Annotated in this window: 20 protein-coding genes; 11 read left to right on the plus strand and 9 right to left on the minus strand. The window is 65.6% G+C overall.

Annotation, left to right across the window (positions count from 1 at the left end; all coding sequences use genetic code 11):
* Position 1 precedes the first annotated feature (1 nt).
* On the minus strand, positions 2–697 hold the full coding sequence (locus tag ACED67_RS17745; RefSeq protein ID WP_395543051.1) for a glutathione S-transferase N-terminal domain-containing protein: 696 nt from the start codon (positions 695–697) through the stop codon (positions 2–4).
* Positions 698–847: 150 nt separating this feature from the next.
* On the opposite strand from ACED67_RS17745, the gene mscL reads away from it, so the two are divergent.
* Complete coding sequence (mscL, locus tag ACED67_RS17750; RefSeq protein WP_395543052.1) at positions 848–1,219, plus strand: large conductance mechanosensitive channel protein MscL; 372 nt, start codon at positions 848–850, stop codon at positions 1,217–1,219.
* A gap of 47 nt (positions 1,220–1,266) precedes the next feature.
* On the opposite strand, the gene ald is transcribed toward mscL, so the two are convergent.
* Positions 1,267–2,385: an alanine dehydrogenase gene (gene ald, locus ACED67_RS17755; protein WP_395543053.1), complete on the minus strand. Its 1,119-nt coding sequence runs from the start codon at positions 2,383–2,385 to the stop codon at positions 1,267–1,269.
* A 153-nt stretch (positions 2,386–2,538) separates the two neighbouring features.
* On the opposite strand from ald, the gene ACED67_RS17760 reads away from it, so the two are divergent.
* The 5 genes from ACED67_RS17760 to ACED67_RS17780 all read left to right on the plus strand — a co-directional run bounded on the left by ACED67_RS17760 (position 2,539) and on the right by ACED67_RS17780 (position 6,499).
* A complete protein-coding gene (locus tag ACED67_RS17760) occupies positions 2,539–3,003 on the plus strand; it encodes an Lrp/AsnC family transcriptional regulator (RefSeq protein ID WP_395543054.1) in 465 nt (154 codons plus the stop codon).
* Between the two features lie 106 nt (positions 3,004–3,109).
* Positions 3,110–3,478, plus strand: coding sequence for an ArsR/SmtB family transcription factor (locus tag ACED67_RS17765; RefSeq protein WP_395543055.1), 369 nt, complete (start codon positions 3,110–3,112; stop codon positions 3,476–3,478).
* A gap of 9 nt (positions 3,479–3,487) precedes the next feature.
* Positions 3,488–3,979 (plus strand): arsenate reductase ArsC, encoded by a 492-nt coding sequence (locus tag ACED67_RS17770; protein WP_395543056.1) that lies wholly within the window; start codon positions 3,488–3,490, stop codon positions 3,977–3,979.
* Positions 3,976–4,638, plus strand: a complete 663-nt coding sequence (locus tag ACED67_RS17775) for an aquaporin (protein WP_395543057.1) — start codon at positions 3,976–3,978, stop codon at positions 4,636–4,638. The genes ACED67_RS17770 and ACED67_RS17775 overlap by 4 nt, the downstream gene beginning before the upstream one ends.
* 70 nt (positions 4,639–4,708) lie before the next feature.
* The gene (locus ACED67_RS17780; RefSeq protein WP_395543058.1) at positions 4,709–6,499 is read left to right on the plus strand and encodes a monovalent cation:proton antiporter-2 (CPA2) family protein; all 1,791 of its coding nucleotides are present in this window, start codon (positions 4,709–4,711) and stop codon (positions 6,497–6,499) included.
* Here ACED67_RS17780 and ACED67_RS17785 read toward each other — a convergent pair.
* Both ACED67_RS17785 and rpsU read right to left on the minus strand, forming a co-directional pair.
* A complete protein-coding gene (locus ACED67_RS17785) occupies positions 6,496–7,146 on the minus strand; it encodes a DUF2161 domain-containing phosphodiesterase (protein WP_395543059.1) in 651 nt (216 codons plus the stop codon). The two genes, ACED67_RS17780 and ACED67_RS17785, sit on opposite strands and share 4 nt — an antisense overlap.
* A gap of 99 nt (positions 7,147–7,245) precedes the next feature.
* Entirely contained in the window at positions 7,246–7,452 is a 207-nt protein-coding gene (rpsU, locus tag ACED67_RS17790) for a 30S ribosomal protein S21 (RefSeq protein ID WP_023666753.1), read from the minus strand.
* Between the two features lie 112 nt (positions 7,453–7,564).
* Here rpsU and ACED67_RS17795 point away from each other — a divergent pair, with 112 nt between their 5' ends.
* Both ACED67_RS17795 and ACED67_RS17800 read left to right on the plus strand, forming a co-directional pair.
* Positions 7,565–8,272 (plus strand): COQ9 family protein, encoded by a 708-nt coding sequence (locus ACED67_RS17795; RefSeq protein ID WP_395543060.1) that lies wholly within the window; start codon positions 7,565–7,567, stop codon positions 8,270–8,272.
* A 15-nt stretch (positions 8,273–8,287) separates the two neighbouring features.
* Positions 8,288–9,280: an NAD(P)H-quinone oxidoreductase gene (locus tag ACED67_RS17800; protein WP_395543061.1), complete on the plus strand. Its 993-nt coding sequence runs from the start codon at positions 8,288–8,290 to the stop codon at positions 9,278–9,280.
* A gap of 270 nt (positions 9,281–9,550) precedes the next feature.
* On the opposite strand, the gene ACED67_RS17805 is transcribed toward ACED67_RS17800, so the two are convergent.
* A complete protein-coding gene (locus tag ACED67_RS17805) occupies positions 9,551–10,192 on the minus strand; it encodes a ribonuclease T2 family protein (RefSeq protein WP_395543062.1) in 642 nt (213 codons plus the stop codon).
* A gap of 124 nt (positions 10,193–10,316) precedes the next feature.
* On the opposite strand from ACED67_RS17805, the gene ACED67_RS17810 reads away from it, so the two are divergent.
* The 3 genes from ACED67_RS17810 (at position 10,317) to ACED67_RS17820 (ending at position 11,943) form a co-directional block, all read left to right on the plus strand.
* Entirely contained in the window at positions 10,317–11,075 is a 759-nt protein-coding gene (locus tag ACED67_RS17810; RefSeq protein ID WP_395543063.1) for a DUF1013 domain-containing protein, read from the plus strand.
* Positions 11,076–11,283: 208 nt separating this feature from the next.
* Positions 11,284–11,442: a hypothetical protein gene (locus ACED67_RS17815; RefSeq protein ID WP_395543064.1), complete on the plus strand. Its 159-nt coding sequence runs from the start codon at positions 11,284–11,286 to the stop codon at positions 11,440–11,442.
* Between the two features lie 168 nt (positions 11,443–11,610).
* On the plus strand, positions 11,611–11,943 hold the full coding sequence (locus ACED67_RS17820; protein ID WP_395543065.1) for a type II toxin-antitoxin system HicB family antitoxin: 333 nt from the start codon (positions 11,611–11,613) through the stop codon (positions 11,941–11,943).
* 45 nt (positions 11,944–11,988) lie between these two features.
* Here ACED67_RS17820 and ACED67_RS17825 read toward each other — a convergent pair whose 3' ends face one another.
* Genes ACED67_RS17825 through ACED67_RS17840 form a run of 4 tightly spaced genes read right to left on the minus strand, consistent with a single transcriptional unit; the run spans position 11,989 to position 15,690 of the window.
* Positions 11,989–12,465, minus strand: a complete 477-nt coding sequence (locus tag ACED67_RS17825; RefSeq protein ID WP_395543066.1) for an ester cyclase — start codon at positions 12,463–12,465, stop codon at positions 11,989–11,991.
* Between the two features lie 27 nt (positions 12,466–12,492).
* Entirely contained in the window at positions 12,493–13,914 is a 1,422-nt protein-coding gene (locus ACED67_RS17830; protein ID WP_395543149.1) for a gamma-aminobutyraldehyde dehydrogenase, read from the minus strand.
* Between the two features lie 29 nt (positions 13,915–13,943).
* Positions 13,944–14,765: an ABC transporter permease gene (locus ACED67_RS17835; protein ID WP_395543067.1), complete on the minus strand. Its 822-nt coding sequence runs from the start codon at positions 14,763–14,765 to the stop codon at positions 13,944–13,946.
* Positions 14,755–15,690, minus strand: coding sequence for an ABC transporter permease (locus ACED67_RS17840; RefSeq protein ID WP_395543068.1), 936 nt, complete (start codon positions 15,688–15,690; stop codon positions 14,755–14,757). The genes ACED67_RS17835 and ACED67_RS17840 overlap by 11 nt, the downstream gene beginning before the upstream one ends.
* Positions 15,691–15,714 lie beyond the last annotated feature (24 nt).

Raw genomic sequence — 15,714 nt, forward strand, 5'->3', positions numbered from 1 at the left:
GTTAGGTCCGCGACGGAATGTTGATCGCGCGCTGCACTGCAGGGCGGGCGAGGAAGCGGTCAAGATAGCCGGGCACGTTCTTGAGGCTGCCCCAGCCCGCGATATCCGCCGCCTTGTAGAAATCGCGCAGGCCGCGCAGCCAGGGGCCGATGGCCATATCGGCGATGGAATAGTCGCCGGCCACCCAGTCGCGCCCTTCCAGCGCGCCGTCCAGCACTTTCAGCAGACGCTCGGCCTCGGCGCGGTAGCGCTCCTTCGGGCGCGGGTCCTCGATCTCTTTCCCGGCGAAGTGGTGGAAAAAGCCCAGCTGGCCGAACATCGGCCCGATGCCGCCCATCTGGAACATCAGCCATTGGATCACCTCCCAGCGGTTGTCTTGCGGCAGGAATTTCCCTGATTTTTCGGCCAGATACATCAGGATCGCGCCGCTTTCGAACAGGGTCAGCGGCTTGCCGCCCGGACCCTGCGGATCAAGGATGGCGGGGATCTTGTTGTTGGGATTCAGCGACAGGAATTCCGGGCTGAACTGGTCACTCGTCGCGAAACTGATGAGATGGGCGTCGTAGGGCAGCCCCGTCTCTTCCAGCATCAGCGAAACCTTGATGCCGTTCGGCGTGGGCAGTGAGTAAAGCTGGATCGCACCGGGTGTGCGCGGCGCCCAGCGGCTGGTGATCGGAAAATCGGCAAGCGCGTTCATGGCGGGTCCCTCGCATGGCACAGGTCTCAGATAAGCAGAATTTCCCCGTTAAGAAGTGGCTAAACCTGTGCGATATTAAGGGCGCGCCTGTGCGACGGCGCATGGGACAGCGCGTCCGGGTAGAGGCCGGGCCGTCAAGGGGACAGTAGAATGATAAATGAATTCAAGGCTTTCATCGCAAAGGGCAATGTGCTTGACCTTGCCGTCGGGATCATCATCGGGGCGGCCTTCACCGCCATCGTGACCTCGCTGGTGGACGATCTGGTCAATCCGCTTCTGGGCCTGGTCATCGGCGGCATCGACTTCAGCTCGATCAGCTTCGGTCTGGGCGATGCCCAGTTCATGATCGGCAACTTCATCAATGCCGTGATCAAGTTCCTGATCATCGCCTGGGTCGTGTTCCTGCTGGTCAAGGCCGTGAACCGCATGATGCCGAAGAAGGTCGAACAACCCGCGCCGCCGCCCGGCCCGACCGAGACGCAGCTTCTCCAGGAAATCCTGCTCGAGCTTAAGAAGAAGTGAAGAGCAAGGCCCGCCGCAGTCCCGGCGGGCCTTTTTCCTCGAGGCGGTCAGAGGTTCAGCGCCTCGGCGGCGGGGATCGACGGCAGGCCCAGCGCGGCGCCGACCGCCGCATAGGTCAGCTTGCCCGCATGGACATTCAATCCGTTCAAGAGGTGCCGGTCCTCGGCGCAGGCGCGTTTCCAGCCCTTGTTCGCCAAGGCGATCATGAAGGGAAGCGTCGCGTTTCCAAGGGCTTGGGTCGAGGTGCGCGCTACGGCGCCGGGCATGTTCGCGACGCAATAGTGCAGGATGCCGTCGACTTCGTAGATCGGGTCCTGGTGGGTGGTGGCGCGGCTGGTCTCGAAACACCCGCCCTGGTCGATGGCAACGTCGACCAAGGCCGCGCCGGGCTTCAACTCCTTGAGCTGGGCCTTCGAGATCAGCTTGGGCGCCGCGGCGCCAGGGATCAGAACCGCGCCGATGATCATGTCGGACTCGCGCGCCAGCGCGATGGTGGTGGCGGCGCTGGCATAGGCGTTCTTGAAGGTGCCGCCATAGACATCGTCCAGATATTTCAAACGGTTGATCGAGCGGTCGATGACGGTGACATCTGCGCCCATCCCCGCTGCGACGCGGCCTGCATGGGTGCCGACGACGCCGCCGCCGATGACAAGGACCTTGGCCGGCAGCACGCCCGGCACGCCGCCCAGAAGGACGCCGCGGCCGCCATTGGCCTTTTGCAGCGTCCAGGCGCCGACTTGCGGGGCAAGCTTGCCGGCCACTTCGGACATCGGGGCCAGCAGCGGCAACCCGCCGCGGTCATCGGTGACGGTTTCATAGGCGATGCAGGTGGCGCCGCTGGCGAGCAGATCCTTGGTCTGGGCCGGATCGGGGGCGAGGTGCAGATATGTGAAGAGAACCTGGCCCGGCCGCAACATCTTGCGTTCGCCAGCCTGGGGTTCCTTGACCTTCACGATCATGTCGGCCTGGGCGAAGACCTCTTCCGCCGTGCCAAGGATCTTGGCCCCGGCCGCCGTGTAGTCGGCGTCGGTGAAGCCCGCGCCAAGACCCGCACCGGACTGGATTACCACGTCATGCCCGTGGGTTACGGCCTCGCGGGCGGCGTCGGGGATCATGCCGACGCGGAATTCCTGCGGTTTGATTTCTTTTGGACAACCGATTTTCATGCGTTCCTCCCTGCGGGCCGCACGGGTGACCGGGGCCCCTGTGGCGATCATCCTGATCGCTTTGCGGCGCCGATGCTTTGAAATCTTGCTGGCGTGGCGGGCATCTGTTCGAATATTCTTCGACAAAATGGCTAAGCAGTCGAAGGAAACGCCGTGTCTTCCGATCTGGACGCAACCGACCGCCGCATTCTTGCTGCATTGCAGAATGATGGGCGCATGACCAACGCCGATCTGGCCGAACGGGTGAACCTGTCACCCTCGGCCTGTCACAGGCGGGTGCAGCGGCTGGAGGAAGAGGGGTTCATCGCCGGATATGTGGCGCTGCTGGACCCGCGCCGCATGGGCCTTCAGACAACGGTTTTTGTCGAGATCACATTGGAATCACAGGCAGAAGATCTGCTCGACGCGTTCGAGCAGCAGGTGGCGCGGGTGCCGGAAGTGCTGGAATGCCACCTTACGGCGGGGACGGCGGATTACCTGCTGAAAGTCGCGGTGGGCGATACGGAAGACTTTGCGCGGCTGCACCGTCGGTTCCTGTCGCGGCTGCCGGGGGTGGCAAAGATGCAGTCGAGTTTCTCGCTCAAGACCGTCGTCAAGACCACGGCGCTGCCGGTCTGACCAAGGTCCGAGAGGCGTCTTCCAAAGGTCTTCCGAACGTCTTCCAAACGTCTTCCGCTTTGTCTTCCGCCGCGCGGCATTTTCCGACCCCATATTGCGCCCTGTCATGCGCCTGTCACATCGCTTCGATATTTCCCGAATCATGGAAACGATCCGCGCCCTGTCCTGTCTGTCCGCCCTGTCGCATGCCTCGCGGCTGGAGGTGTTCCGCCTGCTGGTCCAGACCGGACCCGGGGGCCTTGCGGCGGGCGAGATCGCGCGGCGGCTGGATCTGCCACCCTCGACCCTGTCCACCCACCTGGCGCTGCTGGAAGGGGCTGGGCTGCTGGCCGCCGCGCGTGAAGGCCGGGTGATCCGCTATTCTGCCGATCTGGAGGGCATCCGTGCCCTGGTCGGCTGGCTGTTGCAGGATTGCTGCGGCGGCGCCCCGGAAACCTGCGCGCCGATCCTGGAGAAGATCGGCTGCGCCTGCTGAGAGACCTTGATGAGCGAACCCTTGAACGTCCTGTTCCTGTGCACCGGAAATTCGGCACGCTCGATCCTGGCCGAGGCGCTGATGAACCGCGCCGGAGAGGGCAAGATCCGGGCCTATTCGGCAGGGTCGCGCCCGACGGGTGCCCCCAACCCCTACGCGCTGGACCTTTTGCGGCGCGAAGGGTTCGACACGAGCTTTGCCCGGTCGAAAAGCTGGGACGAGTTTGCCGGGCCGGATGCGCCGAAAATGGACTTCGTCTTTACCGTCTGCGATTCCGCCGCCGCCGAGGAATGTCCGTTCTGGCCGGGCCAGCCGATGACGGCGCATTGGGGCCTGCCCGATCCGGCGGCGATCGAAGGCAGCGAGGTGGAAAAGGCGCTGGCCTTCGCCGAGACCTATCGCGCGCTGTCGCGCCGGATCGGCGCATTCACCGCGCTTCCCCTTGCCGCGCTGGACGCGATGTCGCTTCAGCGCAAGCTGCGCGAGATCGGGCAGCAATGAGCGCGCGCAGGATCACGGCCGAGGCGCTGGCGACCGGGATGCTGGTCCTGGCGGTGGTCGGGTCGGGCATCATGGCCGACCGGCTGACGCAGGATACGGGCCTGGCGCTTCTGGCCAATACGATCGCCACGGGGGCGGTGCTGTATGTGCTGATCTCGGTCTTCGGGCCGGTTTCGGGGGCGCAGATGAACCCGGCGGTGACGCTGGTCTTCGCGCTGCGCGGCGAGATCGCGCCGGGGCTGGCGCTGGCTTATATGCTGGCGCAAGGCGCGGGGGGCGTGGCGGGCACGCTTCTGGCCCATGCCATGTTCGAGCTGCCCCTGGCGCAGGTGTCGCAGACGGTGCGCACGGGCGCGGCGCAGGGCCTGGCAGAAGGAGTGGCGACTTTCGGGCTGGTGCTGGTGGTGCTGGGTGCGCTGCGCGGCGGTGCGCAGGTCGCGGCTGTGGTGGCCTGCTATATCACCGCGGCCTATTGGTTCACCGCCTCGACCAGTTTCGCCAATCCGGCGGTGGCGCTGGCCCGCGCCTTCACCGACACATTCGCCGGCATCCGGCCCGCCGATCTGCCGCTTTTCTGGGCGGCGCAGGGTGCAGGCGCACTTTTGGCGGCGGCGGTGGCGGGCTGGTTCTGGCCGCGGACCGCGAAATCGGCGGGCTGAGCGCGGCGGCGATCTTGCGCCTGTCACGGGCCGGGCCGCATGATGGCGACAGGGCAGTGAAAGGTGCAGCATGGCAGACCCGGTTTCCCACGCGGCCGAGGCCGCGCATCACGGCGTGGACCTTGTGCCGGTCGTGGTGCTTCTGGCGGGGGCCGTGCTGGCCGTGCCGCTGTTCCGCCGCGCGGGGCTGGGCACAGTTCTGGGCTATCTGGCGGCGGGGCTGGCGATCGGGCCCTACGGCCTTGGCGTCTTTCAGGATGCGAACACCATCCTGCCGGTGGCGGAACTGGGCGTGGTTCTGTTCCTGTTCATCATCGGGCTGGAGATGCAGCCGAGCCGCCTTTGGGCGATGCGGGGCGAAATCTTCGGTCTGGGCGCCGTTCAGGTTGGTCTGGCGATCTTTGCCCTGATCTGGGTGGGCATCCTGCTGGGATATCCGTTGGCGGCCAGTTTCGTGTCGGGCACCGGCTTTGTTTTGACCTCGACCGCCATCGTCATGCAGATGCTGGAGGAGCGGGGCGAGCTGGGCCAGCCCAAGGGGCGGCGGATCGTGGCGATCCTGCTGTTCGAGGATCTGGCCATCGTGCCGCTGCTGGCGCTGGTGGCCTTTCTGGCACCGAGTGGGCAGGACAGCACGCTGGCGGACCGTTTCCTTGGCATCGGGCTGGGGCTGGCGGTGATCGTGGCGCTGGTGGTGGCGGGCCGCTATCTGCTGAACCCGATGTTCCGGCTTCTGGCGCGGTTCGGCGCGCGCGAGGTGATGACGGCGGCGGCGCTGCTGGTGGTGCTGGGCGCCGCGCTGATGATGCAGCTGGGCGGGCTGTCGATGGCGATGGGGGCTTTCCTCGCCGGGGTTCTGCTGTCGGAATCGAGTTTTCGCCATCAGCTTGAGGCGGATATCGAGCCGTTCCGCGGCCTGCTTCTGGGCCTGTTCTTCATCGGTGTCGGCATGGCGCTGGACCTGAAGATCATCGCCGCCAACTGGCAGGTGATCGTGATTTCGGTGCCGGCTTTCATGGCGTTGAAGATGCTGGTGATCTTTGCCGTGGCGCGGCTGTTCAAGGCCGGTCGGCAGGAGGCGATGGAACGCGCCGTGCTGATGGCGCAGGGCGGCGAGTTCGCCTTCGTGCTGTATGCGGCGGCGGTGCAATTCGGCATTCTGGAAGCCGAATGGAATGCCAATCTGACGGCGATCATCATCATCTCCATGGTGCTGACGCCCTTGATGGTCATTCTGATGGACCGGCTGCGCCCGGCGCCTGCGCCGGACATGGAGGGTGTCGAGGACGTGGCGGCCGCGGGAGGGCTGCGCGGCAATGTGCTGCTGATCGGCTTTGGCCGGGTGGGGCAGATCGTCAGCCAGCCCCTCCTGGCGCGGGGGCACAGCATCTCGGCCATCGACAATGATACCGAGATGATCCAGGCGGCGGCGAGTTTCGGCTTCAAGGTCTGGTATGGCGATGGCGCGCGGCTGGACATCCTGCATGCGGCGGGGGCGGGCAATGCCGATCTGGTGGTGGTGGCGACCGACAAGCCTGCGGTCACGACGCGGATCGTCGAGATGCTGAAGCACGAGTTTCCGCTGGTGCCGGTGATGGCGCGGGCCTTTGACCGGGGGCATGCGATTGAGCTGATGGCGAAAGGGGTGGAGTTCCAGCTGCGCGAAACCTTTGAAAGCGCGCTGGTCATGGGGCGCAAGGCGCTGCTGCAGATGGGGGCGAGCGAGGAAGAGGCGGACGAGTTGCTGGACGCCGTGCGCAGCCGCGACCGTGAGCGGCTGGCGGTGCAGTCGGTCGAGGGGATCTATGCCGGGCGGGATCTTCTTCTGGGCAATCGGGGCGCGCAGGCGCCGGGGCATTAGGCCAGATCGGCAAGGGCCGCGCGGCCCTGTGGCGTCAGGCCGTAAAGCCCGCGTTCGATCCTCTCGAACCAGCCGTAGTGATCGTCGCGCAGCATGTCGCCGGCGCGGGGGATGGTCAGGGATTTGGCGAGGGTGGCGGGCTTTTGCGGGCCATCCGCCAAGGCCTGCGCCAGCCGGATCGCGTCTTGCCGATAGGCGGTCATGCGCTTGACCCGGGTGGAGCCGCCCAGGTTGGGGTCGCCGACCCGGCGGTCGAATTCGCGCAACAGCCGCCCGGCGCGGGCCGTGTTGCGGCGGGGCTGGTAGGGGCCGGGGTCGAGATGGGCCTCGACCGTCGCTTCGCGACCGATCCGCACCGCCAGCAGGCCAAGGCCCAGGCGGCGGCACAAGGCCAGAACATCGCGGTAGCGCGGGCCCCAGCCGGATGTTTTCAGCGGCACGGCAAGATAGACATGTTCGAACAGGCCCTGCCGGGCCACGCCCTGCAAGACCAGAGCCAGCGAGAAGCTGGTCTTCAGCTCGACGATCACGGGCGCTTCGTCGCCGCGCCGGGCCATCAGGTCGCAGGCGCCGATCTCGGCCTTGACCTCATAGCCCTGGGCTTCGAGGAAGGCTTTCACCGGCAGATAGAGATCGGTCTCGCGCATGGTCCCTTGAACCACGGCCCGGGCCAATGAAAAACCCCCGGCCTTGCGGACGGGGGCTGATCTTGGCGGGGCTTGCGCCCCCAGTGTCGGAAGAACGTCTTAGAGAGCGCCTTCGCGTTGCGCCTTCTTGCGCGCGAGTTTGCGCGCACGGCGGACGGCTTCGGCTTGCTCGCGCGCTTTTTTGACGGAGGGCTTCTCGAAATGCTGCTTGAGCTTCATTTCCCGAAACACGCCTTCGCGCTGGAGCTTTTTCTTCAGGGCCCGGAGGGCCTGTTCGACGTTATTGTCACGAACGCTGACCTGCATGTGGTTGTCACCACCTTCCTAAGCTAGAGTTGCACTGATGTGCAGGCGGGGCAGCCCATAACAGGCGGGAGACCACTTGTCCACCTGCGGCACCGAAAGGAAGGCCCGAGCGATGGAAGACGACGCGAAAACCCGGATTCTGGCGGCGGCGCTGCCGCATGTGCCCTTTGAAGGCTGGTCCGAGGCGACGCTGCGCGAGGCGATCGCCGATTCGGGCGTGGCGCCGGGGCTGGCGCGCGCGCTTTACCCGCGCGGCGGGGTGGATCTGGCGCTGGCCTATCACCGGCAGGGCGATGCGGCCATGGTCACAGCGCTGGCCGCATCCGATCTGTCGGCACTGAAATTCCGCGAGAAGGTGGCGCTGGCGATCAAGCTGCGCCTGCAAGCGGTGGACCGTGAACTGGTGCGGCGCGGGGCGGTGCTGTTCGCCCTGCCGCAGCATGCGGCCGATGGTGCGGCGGCGGTCTGGCATACGGCGGATGCGGTCTGGACGGCGCTGGGCGATACGTCGCAGGATATCAACTGGTATTCCAAGCGCGCCACGCTCTCGGCCGTTCATGCGGCGACGGTTCTGTTCTGGCTGGGCGATGACAGCCCCGAACATGAGGCGAGCTGGGCCTTCCTTGATCGCCGGATCGAGGGTGTGATGGCCTTTGAAAAGGCGAAAGCCGCTTTTGCGGGCAACCCGATCGGAAAGGCGCTTCTTGCCGGGCCTTTCAAGATGTTGGAAAGGATTCGTGCGCCAAAACGGCAGGATGACCTTCCGGGCCGCGATGCCGCGCCGGGGGGCGCATCCGAGGCCCCGCCGCGCGCGTTCTGAGGACAGGAAACAAGTATGACGCTTTCCCATTCGATGCTGGCGATGGAAATCTCGGCCCCCGGCGGGCCGGATGTGCTGAAACCCGTCTCGATGCCGGTGCCGGTGCCGGGCCATGCGCAGATCGTGATCCGCATCGCCTGGGCCGGGGTGAACCGGCCCGATGCGCTGCAGCGCGCCGGGGCCTATGCGCCGCCGCCCGATGCCTCGCCCATTCCCGGTCTGGAATGTTCCGGCACCGTGGTCGAGGCCGGGCCGGGCGTCACCCGCTGGCAGATCGGTGACAAGGTCTGCGCTCTGCTGCCGGGGGGCGGCTATTCGGAATATGCCATCTGCCACGAGGCCCATGCCCTGCCGATACCGCCGGGGCTGTCGATGCGCGAGGCGGCCTGCCTGCCGGAAACCTGCTTCACGGTCTGGACCAATGTCGTCATGCGCGGGAAGCTGAAGGCCGGGCAGACCCTGTTGGTGCACGGCGGCACATCCGGCATCGGCACGACGGCGATCCAGATCGCCAAGGCGCTGGGCGCGCGGGTCTTTGCCACAGCCGGGACAGATGAGAAATGCCAGGTCTGCACCGATCTGGGCGCCGATCTGGCCTTCAACTACCGCTCGCAGGACTGGTCCAAGCTGGTGCGCGGGCAGGGCGGCGCGGATGTGATTCTCGACATGGTGGGCGGGTCCTATATCGAGAAGAACATCAAGGCGCTGGCCGATGACGGGCGGCTGGTGCAGATCGCGTTCCTGCAAGGGGCAAAGGCAGAGGTGAATTTCGCAGAAGTGATGATGCGGCGGCTGACCATCACCGGATCGACCCTGCGCCCGCAGTCGGAAAACGAGAAGGCGCGGATCGCGGCGGCGGTGGAAACCCATGTCTGGCCGATGATCGAGCGGGGGGCCTTCAAGGTGGTGATGGACAGCGAATATGCCCTGCCCGACGCGCCCTCGGCCCACTGGCGGATCGAGACGCCGGGCCATGTCGGCAAGATCGTGCTGAAGGTCGAGGAATAGGCCGCGGGGCGCCCCGCCGCCTTGCGCCGGCAGGCAACGCGAATCTGACGCTGCGTCAGAAGATTGACGGTTCTTTCACGCGCAAGCGTGAGAAGCATTTGTTAACAAGGGCTTCAGGCGGGGCCGGATTTTTCATCCTCCCCTTTTTTGCCGGCAGGTGTCGATCCCCAGTTGTGCCGACCGGAACATGTATTGTGCCAAGGTTTTTCTGTTCGATCTTCCCCTTGATCGCCTTTTTCAGCCCTGGTCCCGCCGCCTTCTCCCTGTCCCTTATCTGACCGCATCCAGAATGGCGTCTGTCAGGCGGCAATCGCGGATCGTGTCATCGCCGCAGCGCCGGGGTTCAAGGTCTTTGGTCAGGCAGAGCCGGACCTCCTGGATGCGGCCCTTGTCGCAGGTCACGGTGATCTGGTCACGGACGAGGCCGGTATTGGCTTCGAGGAACGCCCCTTCGACGACCTCGGCGGGAACCTTGAGCGTTTTCGACATCTTGGCGAAGACAGGTGGGATTGTGACCGAGGCAAAGGCCCGCCGCGCCGTGGCGTAATAGTCGGTCGGCGACAGGCCCGCGCAGCGCCCATGTTTCTTCCATTGGTAGAAGGCCAGACCGGCGCCGCCCATGATATCGGCCATGGCGGCGGTTTCGGCCCGGGTCGGGTCGCGCGCGACGGTGCGGCAATAGCTGGGCCAGCCCCGTTCATATTGCGGCCAAAGCCCGTGCAGCACGAAGGTCAGCCCGCGCCCGACATCGCATTGCGGATCGTCGCGGGCATCGCCTTCCAGCGCGCACCAGCCCGAGGACCAGGACAGCGACATCACGTAATAGTCGAAATCGCCCGCCTTCTCGCCCTCGGCCCGGGCGACGGAGACCGCCAGAAAAAGGGCCAGCAGGGCCGCGAAAGCCTGTCTCATTTGCACTTCCCCTGGGCGGTGAAAGGGTCTATACGGGCGCCCAATTCCCCGACATCGGAGAACCGCGGGCAAGGGTCCGCAGCCGTTTTCCCGGCACGGGAGAGATTTGTAAAGGAGCCGGATGATGAACAAGCCGATCATGGCCCGCGCCACCGCCGTTTGGCTCGTGGACAATACGACGCTGACCTTCAGGCAGATCGCGGATTTCTGCGGCATGCATGAGCTGGAAGTGCAGGGCATCGCCGATGGTGATGTCGGCGGTGGCGTGAAGGGTTTCGACCCGATCGCAAACAACCAGCTCGAGCCCATCGAGATCGAGCGCGGCCAGGCCGATCCGCTGTACAAGCTGAAGCTCAAGTTCAACGCCGCCGCCGTGGGCGAGGAAAAGCGCCGCGGCCCGCGCTACACGCCGCTGTCGAAGCGCCAGGACCGCCCGGCGGCGATCCTGTGGCTGGTCAAGTTCCATCCCGAACTGTCGGATGGCGCGATCGGCAAGCTGGTCGGCACCACCAAGCCGACGATCCAGGCGATCCGCGAACGGACCCACTGGAACATCCAGAACATCGCGCCGGTCGATCCGGTCGCGCTGGGCCTGTGCCGCCAGTCGGAACTGGACAGCGCGGTGCAGGCCGCGGTGCGCAAGAAGGCGGCCGAGGGCGGCGTGATGAGCGATGACGAGCGGCGCAAGCTGGTCTCGACCGAGCAGTCGCTGGGCATGGATGCCGAGGCGCCCAAGCAATCGACCGGGCTGACCGGGCTGGAAGTCTTTGGCGACGAGGAGAAGGACGAGGTTTCGGCCCGCGACTTCTCGGATGCGGAGAGCTTCTTCTCGCTGCCCGCCGCCGACGAGGATGACGAGGACGAGGAAGACAGCCGCCGCTGAGGCAGGCTGCCTTTTCAGGATCTCGGCCCCGGAGGTGAAAGCCTCCGGGGCTTTTTCTTGCATGACAGGCTTTGTCATTGGACCGCAAGGCGGGATCGCGGCATAGTCACTTCATCGAAACGGACAAGACAAGATACTGATTTCATTGGAGTGTATGATGACTTCCCCGCAATCCCCCCGCGCCGCTTTTCACGGTCTTGCGGCGGAGATGTCCCAAGGCTTCACGCAGGGCGCCTATCTTTTGGCCCGTGCGACCGAGGGGCGCCTGTCGGGCGCGGGGATCGCGCTTTTCCTGTTTGCGGCCGCCCATACCGCGCTTTTCACCCTGTTCCTTGGCGAGACATTGCTGCGCCGCATCACCGGCTGACACTTCCCCTGTTCCGGTCAGCCGTCTGACCCCCCGGTCCGCTTCCTCTCCCGGACCGGGGGTATTCTTTTGCCGGTGGGGTCGTCGGGGAACTTCTCCCGTGTCGTGCGCTTGCAAAATCTGCAAGCAGTCATAGCATGAAGCAGGAAGCCCTGGCGGGGTAAGGCCATGACCAATGCGATGAGTTACCGGGGCTATGCGGCCCGGATCGATTATGACGACGCGGACGGCATCTTCACCGGCCGGATCGCGGGCATCCGCGACGGCGTGGGGTTTCACGCCGACACGGTGGAAGGGCTGCGCGAGGCGTTCCGCGAGGCGGTGGAGGATTATCTAGAAACCTGCGCGCGGATCGGCAAAGAGCCGCAGAAGACCTATTCCGGCCAGATGATGTTCCGGGTGGACCCGGAGGTGCATCGCAAGGCGGCGCTGGCGGCGGAACTCGCCGGCAAAAGCCTGAACGCCTGGGCGGAAGAGGTGTTGGAGAAGGCGGCGGGGTGAAGCCCCGGCCCGCCAGCAGGGTCGGGCCGGGGCCTTTCTGAACCGTCACATCAGCCCAAGCTGTTTGTAAAAGCCGAGCGCGTCGTAATAATCGCTCTGATGGGTGATCTTGCCGCCCTCGACCACGAAGACCGAGGCGCCGGTAAAGCTGAAGGCCTTGCCTGTCGCGGCGGTGCCATCGGCCCAGGGGCCGGTATTGGTGCCCGAGAAGGTCCATTCAAAGGCGACCTTGCCATCCTGCACCACAGGCGAGCCTTCCATTTTCCAGACCGCATCCGGGGCGGCGGTCAGGAAATTGTCGATCACGCCGGTCTTGGCGGCTTCGGCCCCGGTGATCGGCGTGCCGACAGAGGCGTCGTAATAGACCACTTCGGGGGCGAACTGGCTGGCGGCGGCGGCGCTGTCATGGGCGTTCCAGCCCGCAAGATAGGCCTCGACCACTGACAGCGCATCGTCGGCGGCGAAAGCGGGCAGGGGCAGGACGGCCAGAAGCGGCAGGGAAAGAAGGACGCGGCGGTTCATCGAAGGTCTCCTTTCAGGGGTTAAAGATCAGTGCTTCACCATCACATGCCGGACCACGGTGTAATCCTCGAGCGCATAGGCGCTCATGTCCTTGCCATAGCCCGACTGTTTCAGCCCGCCATGCGGCATCTCGTTGACCAGCATGAAATGGGTGTTGATCCAGGTGCAGCCATAGCGCAGCCGTGCGGCGGTCGACATGGCGCGGCCGACATCGCGGGTCCAGACCGATGAGGCGAGGCCGTAATCGCTGTCATTGGCCCAGCCCACCACGTCATCCGCATCCGAGAAGGGTGTGACCGAGACGACCGGGCCAAAGACCTCGCGCCGGACGATCTCGTCTTCCTGTCTCGCACCCGCGACCACGGTGGGGCGGTAGTAGAAGCCCTGGTCCATGGTCTCGCCACCCGTCGTCACCTCGACATGGGAAAGCTCGCGGGCGCGGTTGACGAAGCTGGCGACGCGGTCGCGCTGGCGCTGGCTGATCAGGGGGCCGATCTCGTTCAGGCCGTCATCGGCATCGGCAAGGGTGATGCTGGCGGCGGCGGCGGTCAGGTCTGCGACGAGGTTTTCATAGACTTTCCGGCCCGCATAGACGCGGCAGGCGGCGGTGCAATCCTGGCCGGCATTGTAGAAGCTGAAAGCGCGCAGCCCTTCGACGACCGCCGGAATATCGGCATCGTCGAACACCAGCACGGGGGCCTTGCCGCCCAGTTCCAGATGGGTGCGCTTCACCGTCTTGGCGGCGGCGTCGAGCATTTTGCGGCCGGTCGCCACATCGCCGGTCAGGCTGATCATGTCGACGCCCGGATGGTTGATCAGGTAATTGCCGACGGTCTGGCCGCGCCCGGTGATGATCGAGACCACGCCTTCGGGCAGTTCCTCGGCCAGAATCCGCGCCAGTTTCAGGGCGGTCAGCGGCGTCTGCTCGCTGGGCTTGAACACGACGGTATTGCCGCCCCCCACCGCCGGGGCCAGTTTCCAGGCCATCATCATCAGCGGATAGTTCCAGGGGGCGATGCTGGCGACCACGCCCACCGGATCGCGGCGGATCATGCTGGTATGGCCGGCAAGGTATTCGCCCGCGACCTGGCCGTGCTGGGTGCGCACCGCGCCCGCGAAGAAGCGGAAGCAATCGACCACCGCGGGAATTTCGTCATTCAAGGCGGCGTTGATCGGCTTGCCGCAGTTCAATGCCTCGAGCGCGGCAAACTCCTGCGCCTCACGCTCGATCCGGTCGGCGATGCGCAGAAGCGCGGCAGCGCGTTCGGAAGGCGTGCTGTGCGACCAGCTGTCAAAGGCAAGGCGGGCGGCGGCAAGGGCGCGGTCGACCTGCGCCGTCGAGGCTTCGGGCACATCAAGGATCAGCCCGCCGGTGCGGGGGTTGAGGATGGCTTCCTTCGCCTCCTGGCCCGCCTCGAAGGCGGAACCGATCAGGAGCGCGGTGTCGATGGTGGTGCGGGTGTCCATATCTCTCTCCCTCATTTCCCCATGCCGGCGGTCTCGGAACCGCCGCGGGTCAGGTAATAGGCGGCCAGGATGGGCAGGAAGGTCGCGGCGAAGACGACGATGGCGACCACATTGGTGACCGGGCGCTGACGCGGGCGCACCAGCTCGTTCAGCATCCAGATCGGCAGGGTGGATTGCTGGCCCGCGGTGAAGGTGGTGACGATGACCTCGTCGAAACTCAGCGCGAAGGCCAGCATCCCGCCCGCCAGAAGCGCAGAGCCGAGATTGGGCAGCAGCACATGGCGGAAGGTCTGGAAGCTGTTGGCGCCCAGATCGGCCGAGGCCTCAAGGATGCCGCCCGACAGGCGGCGGAAGCGGGCGACGGCATTGTTGTAGACGATGACGATGCAGAAGGTGGCGTGACCCAGGACGATGGTCCAGGTCGAGAAGGGGATGTCCATGATCCCGAAGGCCGAGCGCAGCGACATGCCGGTGATGACGCCGGGCAGCGCGATGGGCAGAAGGACGAGAAGGGTGATCTGGTCGCGCCCGAAGAAGCGCGCGCGCGCCATGGCGGCGGCGCAGAGCGTGCCAAGGATCATGGCCAGCAAGGTCGAGATCGCGGCGACCTTGAGCGACAGGTAGAGCGGTGGCCAGATGTCGGGCCGGTCGAACCAGGCCACGGCGAACCATTTCGTGGTCAGGCCGGGGGGCGGGAACTGATAGCTGCGCTCCTCGGTCGTGAAGGCGTAGAGGAAGATCAGAAGGATCGGCAGGTGAAGGAACAGAAGCCCGCCCAGGGCCGCGAGCTTCAGCGACAGCGGGGGCCGATCCGACCGGGTCTCAGAGCGCATCGAAAGCCCCCGCGCGTTTGGCCAGCCAGAGATAGACCAGCATGATCAGGATCGGCACCACGGCGAAGGCCGCGGCGAGCGGGATATTCCCGGCGGTGCCCTGCAGCTGATAGACCGCCATGCCGATGAAATTCGCCGAATTGCCGACGATCTGCGGGATGATGTAATCGCCCAGCGTCAGCGAGAAGGTGAAGATCGACCCGGCGATGACACCCGGCAGGGCCAGGGGCAGGATCACGGTGCGGAAGGCCTGGGCGCGGGTGGCGCCAAGGTCGGCGCTGGCCTCGAGCATGGCGGTCGGCACCCGCTCCAGCGCGGCCTGCATCGGCAGGATCATATAGGGCAGCCAGACATAGACGAAGACGAGGAAGGTGCCGATGGGCGAGGTGGAAAGGCTTGATCCCTGCAGTCCCGGCAGCGACAGAAGCCCGTCAAGGACGAAGGTCGTGTGCGTGCGTTCCGCCGCCCAGCCGAGGATGCCTTCCTTGGCAAGGATCAGCTTCCAGGCATAGACCTTGACCAGATAGCTGGACCACAAAGGCAGCATGACGCCCAGGTAGAAGGCAGCCTTCCAATGCCCCTTGGCATAGCGCGCGGCGTAATAGGCGACGGGAAAGGCCAGAACCGCGCAGGCCAGCGTGACGGCGCCGGCCATCCAGACGGTGCGCAGGATGATGTCGAGATTCTGGGCGCGGAACAGCTCGGCATAGGTCTTGAGCGTGAATTCCGGCACGACGACGCCGGAAAATTCGTCGATCGCATAGAAGCTTTGCAGCAGGAGCGCCGCCAGCGAGCCCAGATAGACCACGCCCAGCCACAACAGCGGCGGCGCGATCAGCAGGAGAAGCAGGAGCCAAGGCCAGCGCCAGAACAGGCCGGTCAGCCGGTCGGCCGGGCCACGCGGGGAAAGGACCGCGCCGCTCATGCCGGGGTCCTCATGGCGGGCGCG

This window comes from Neotabrizicola paludis (genome assembly GCF_044142105.1).
Lineage (GTDB): Bacteria > Pseudomonadota > Alphaproteobacteria > Rhodobacterales > Rhodobacteraceae > Pseudogemmobacter.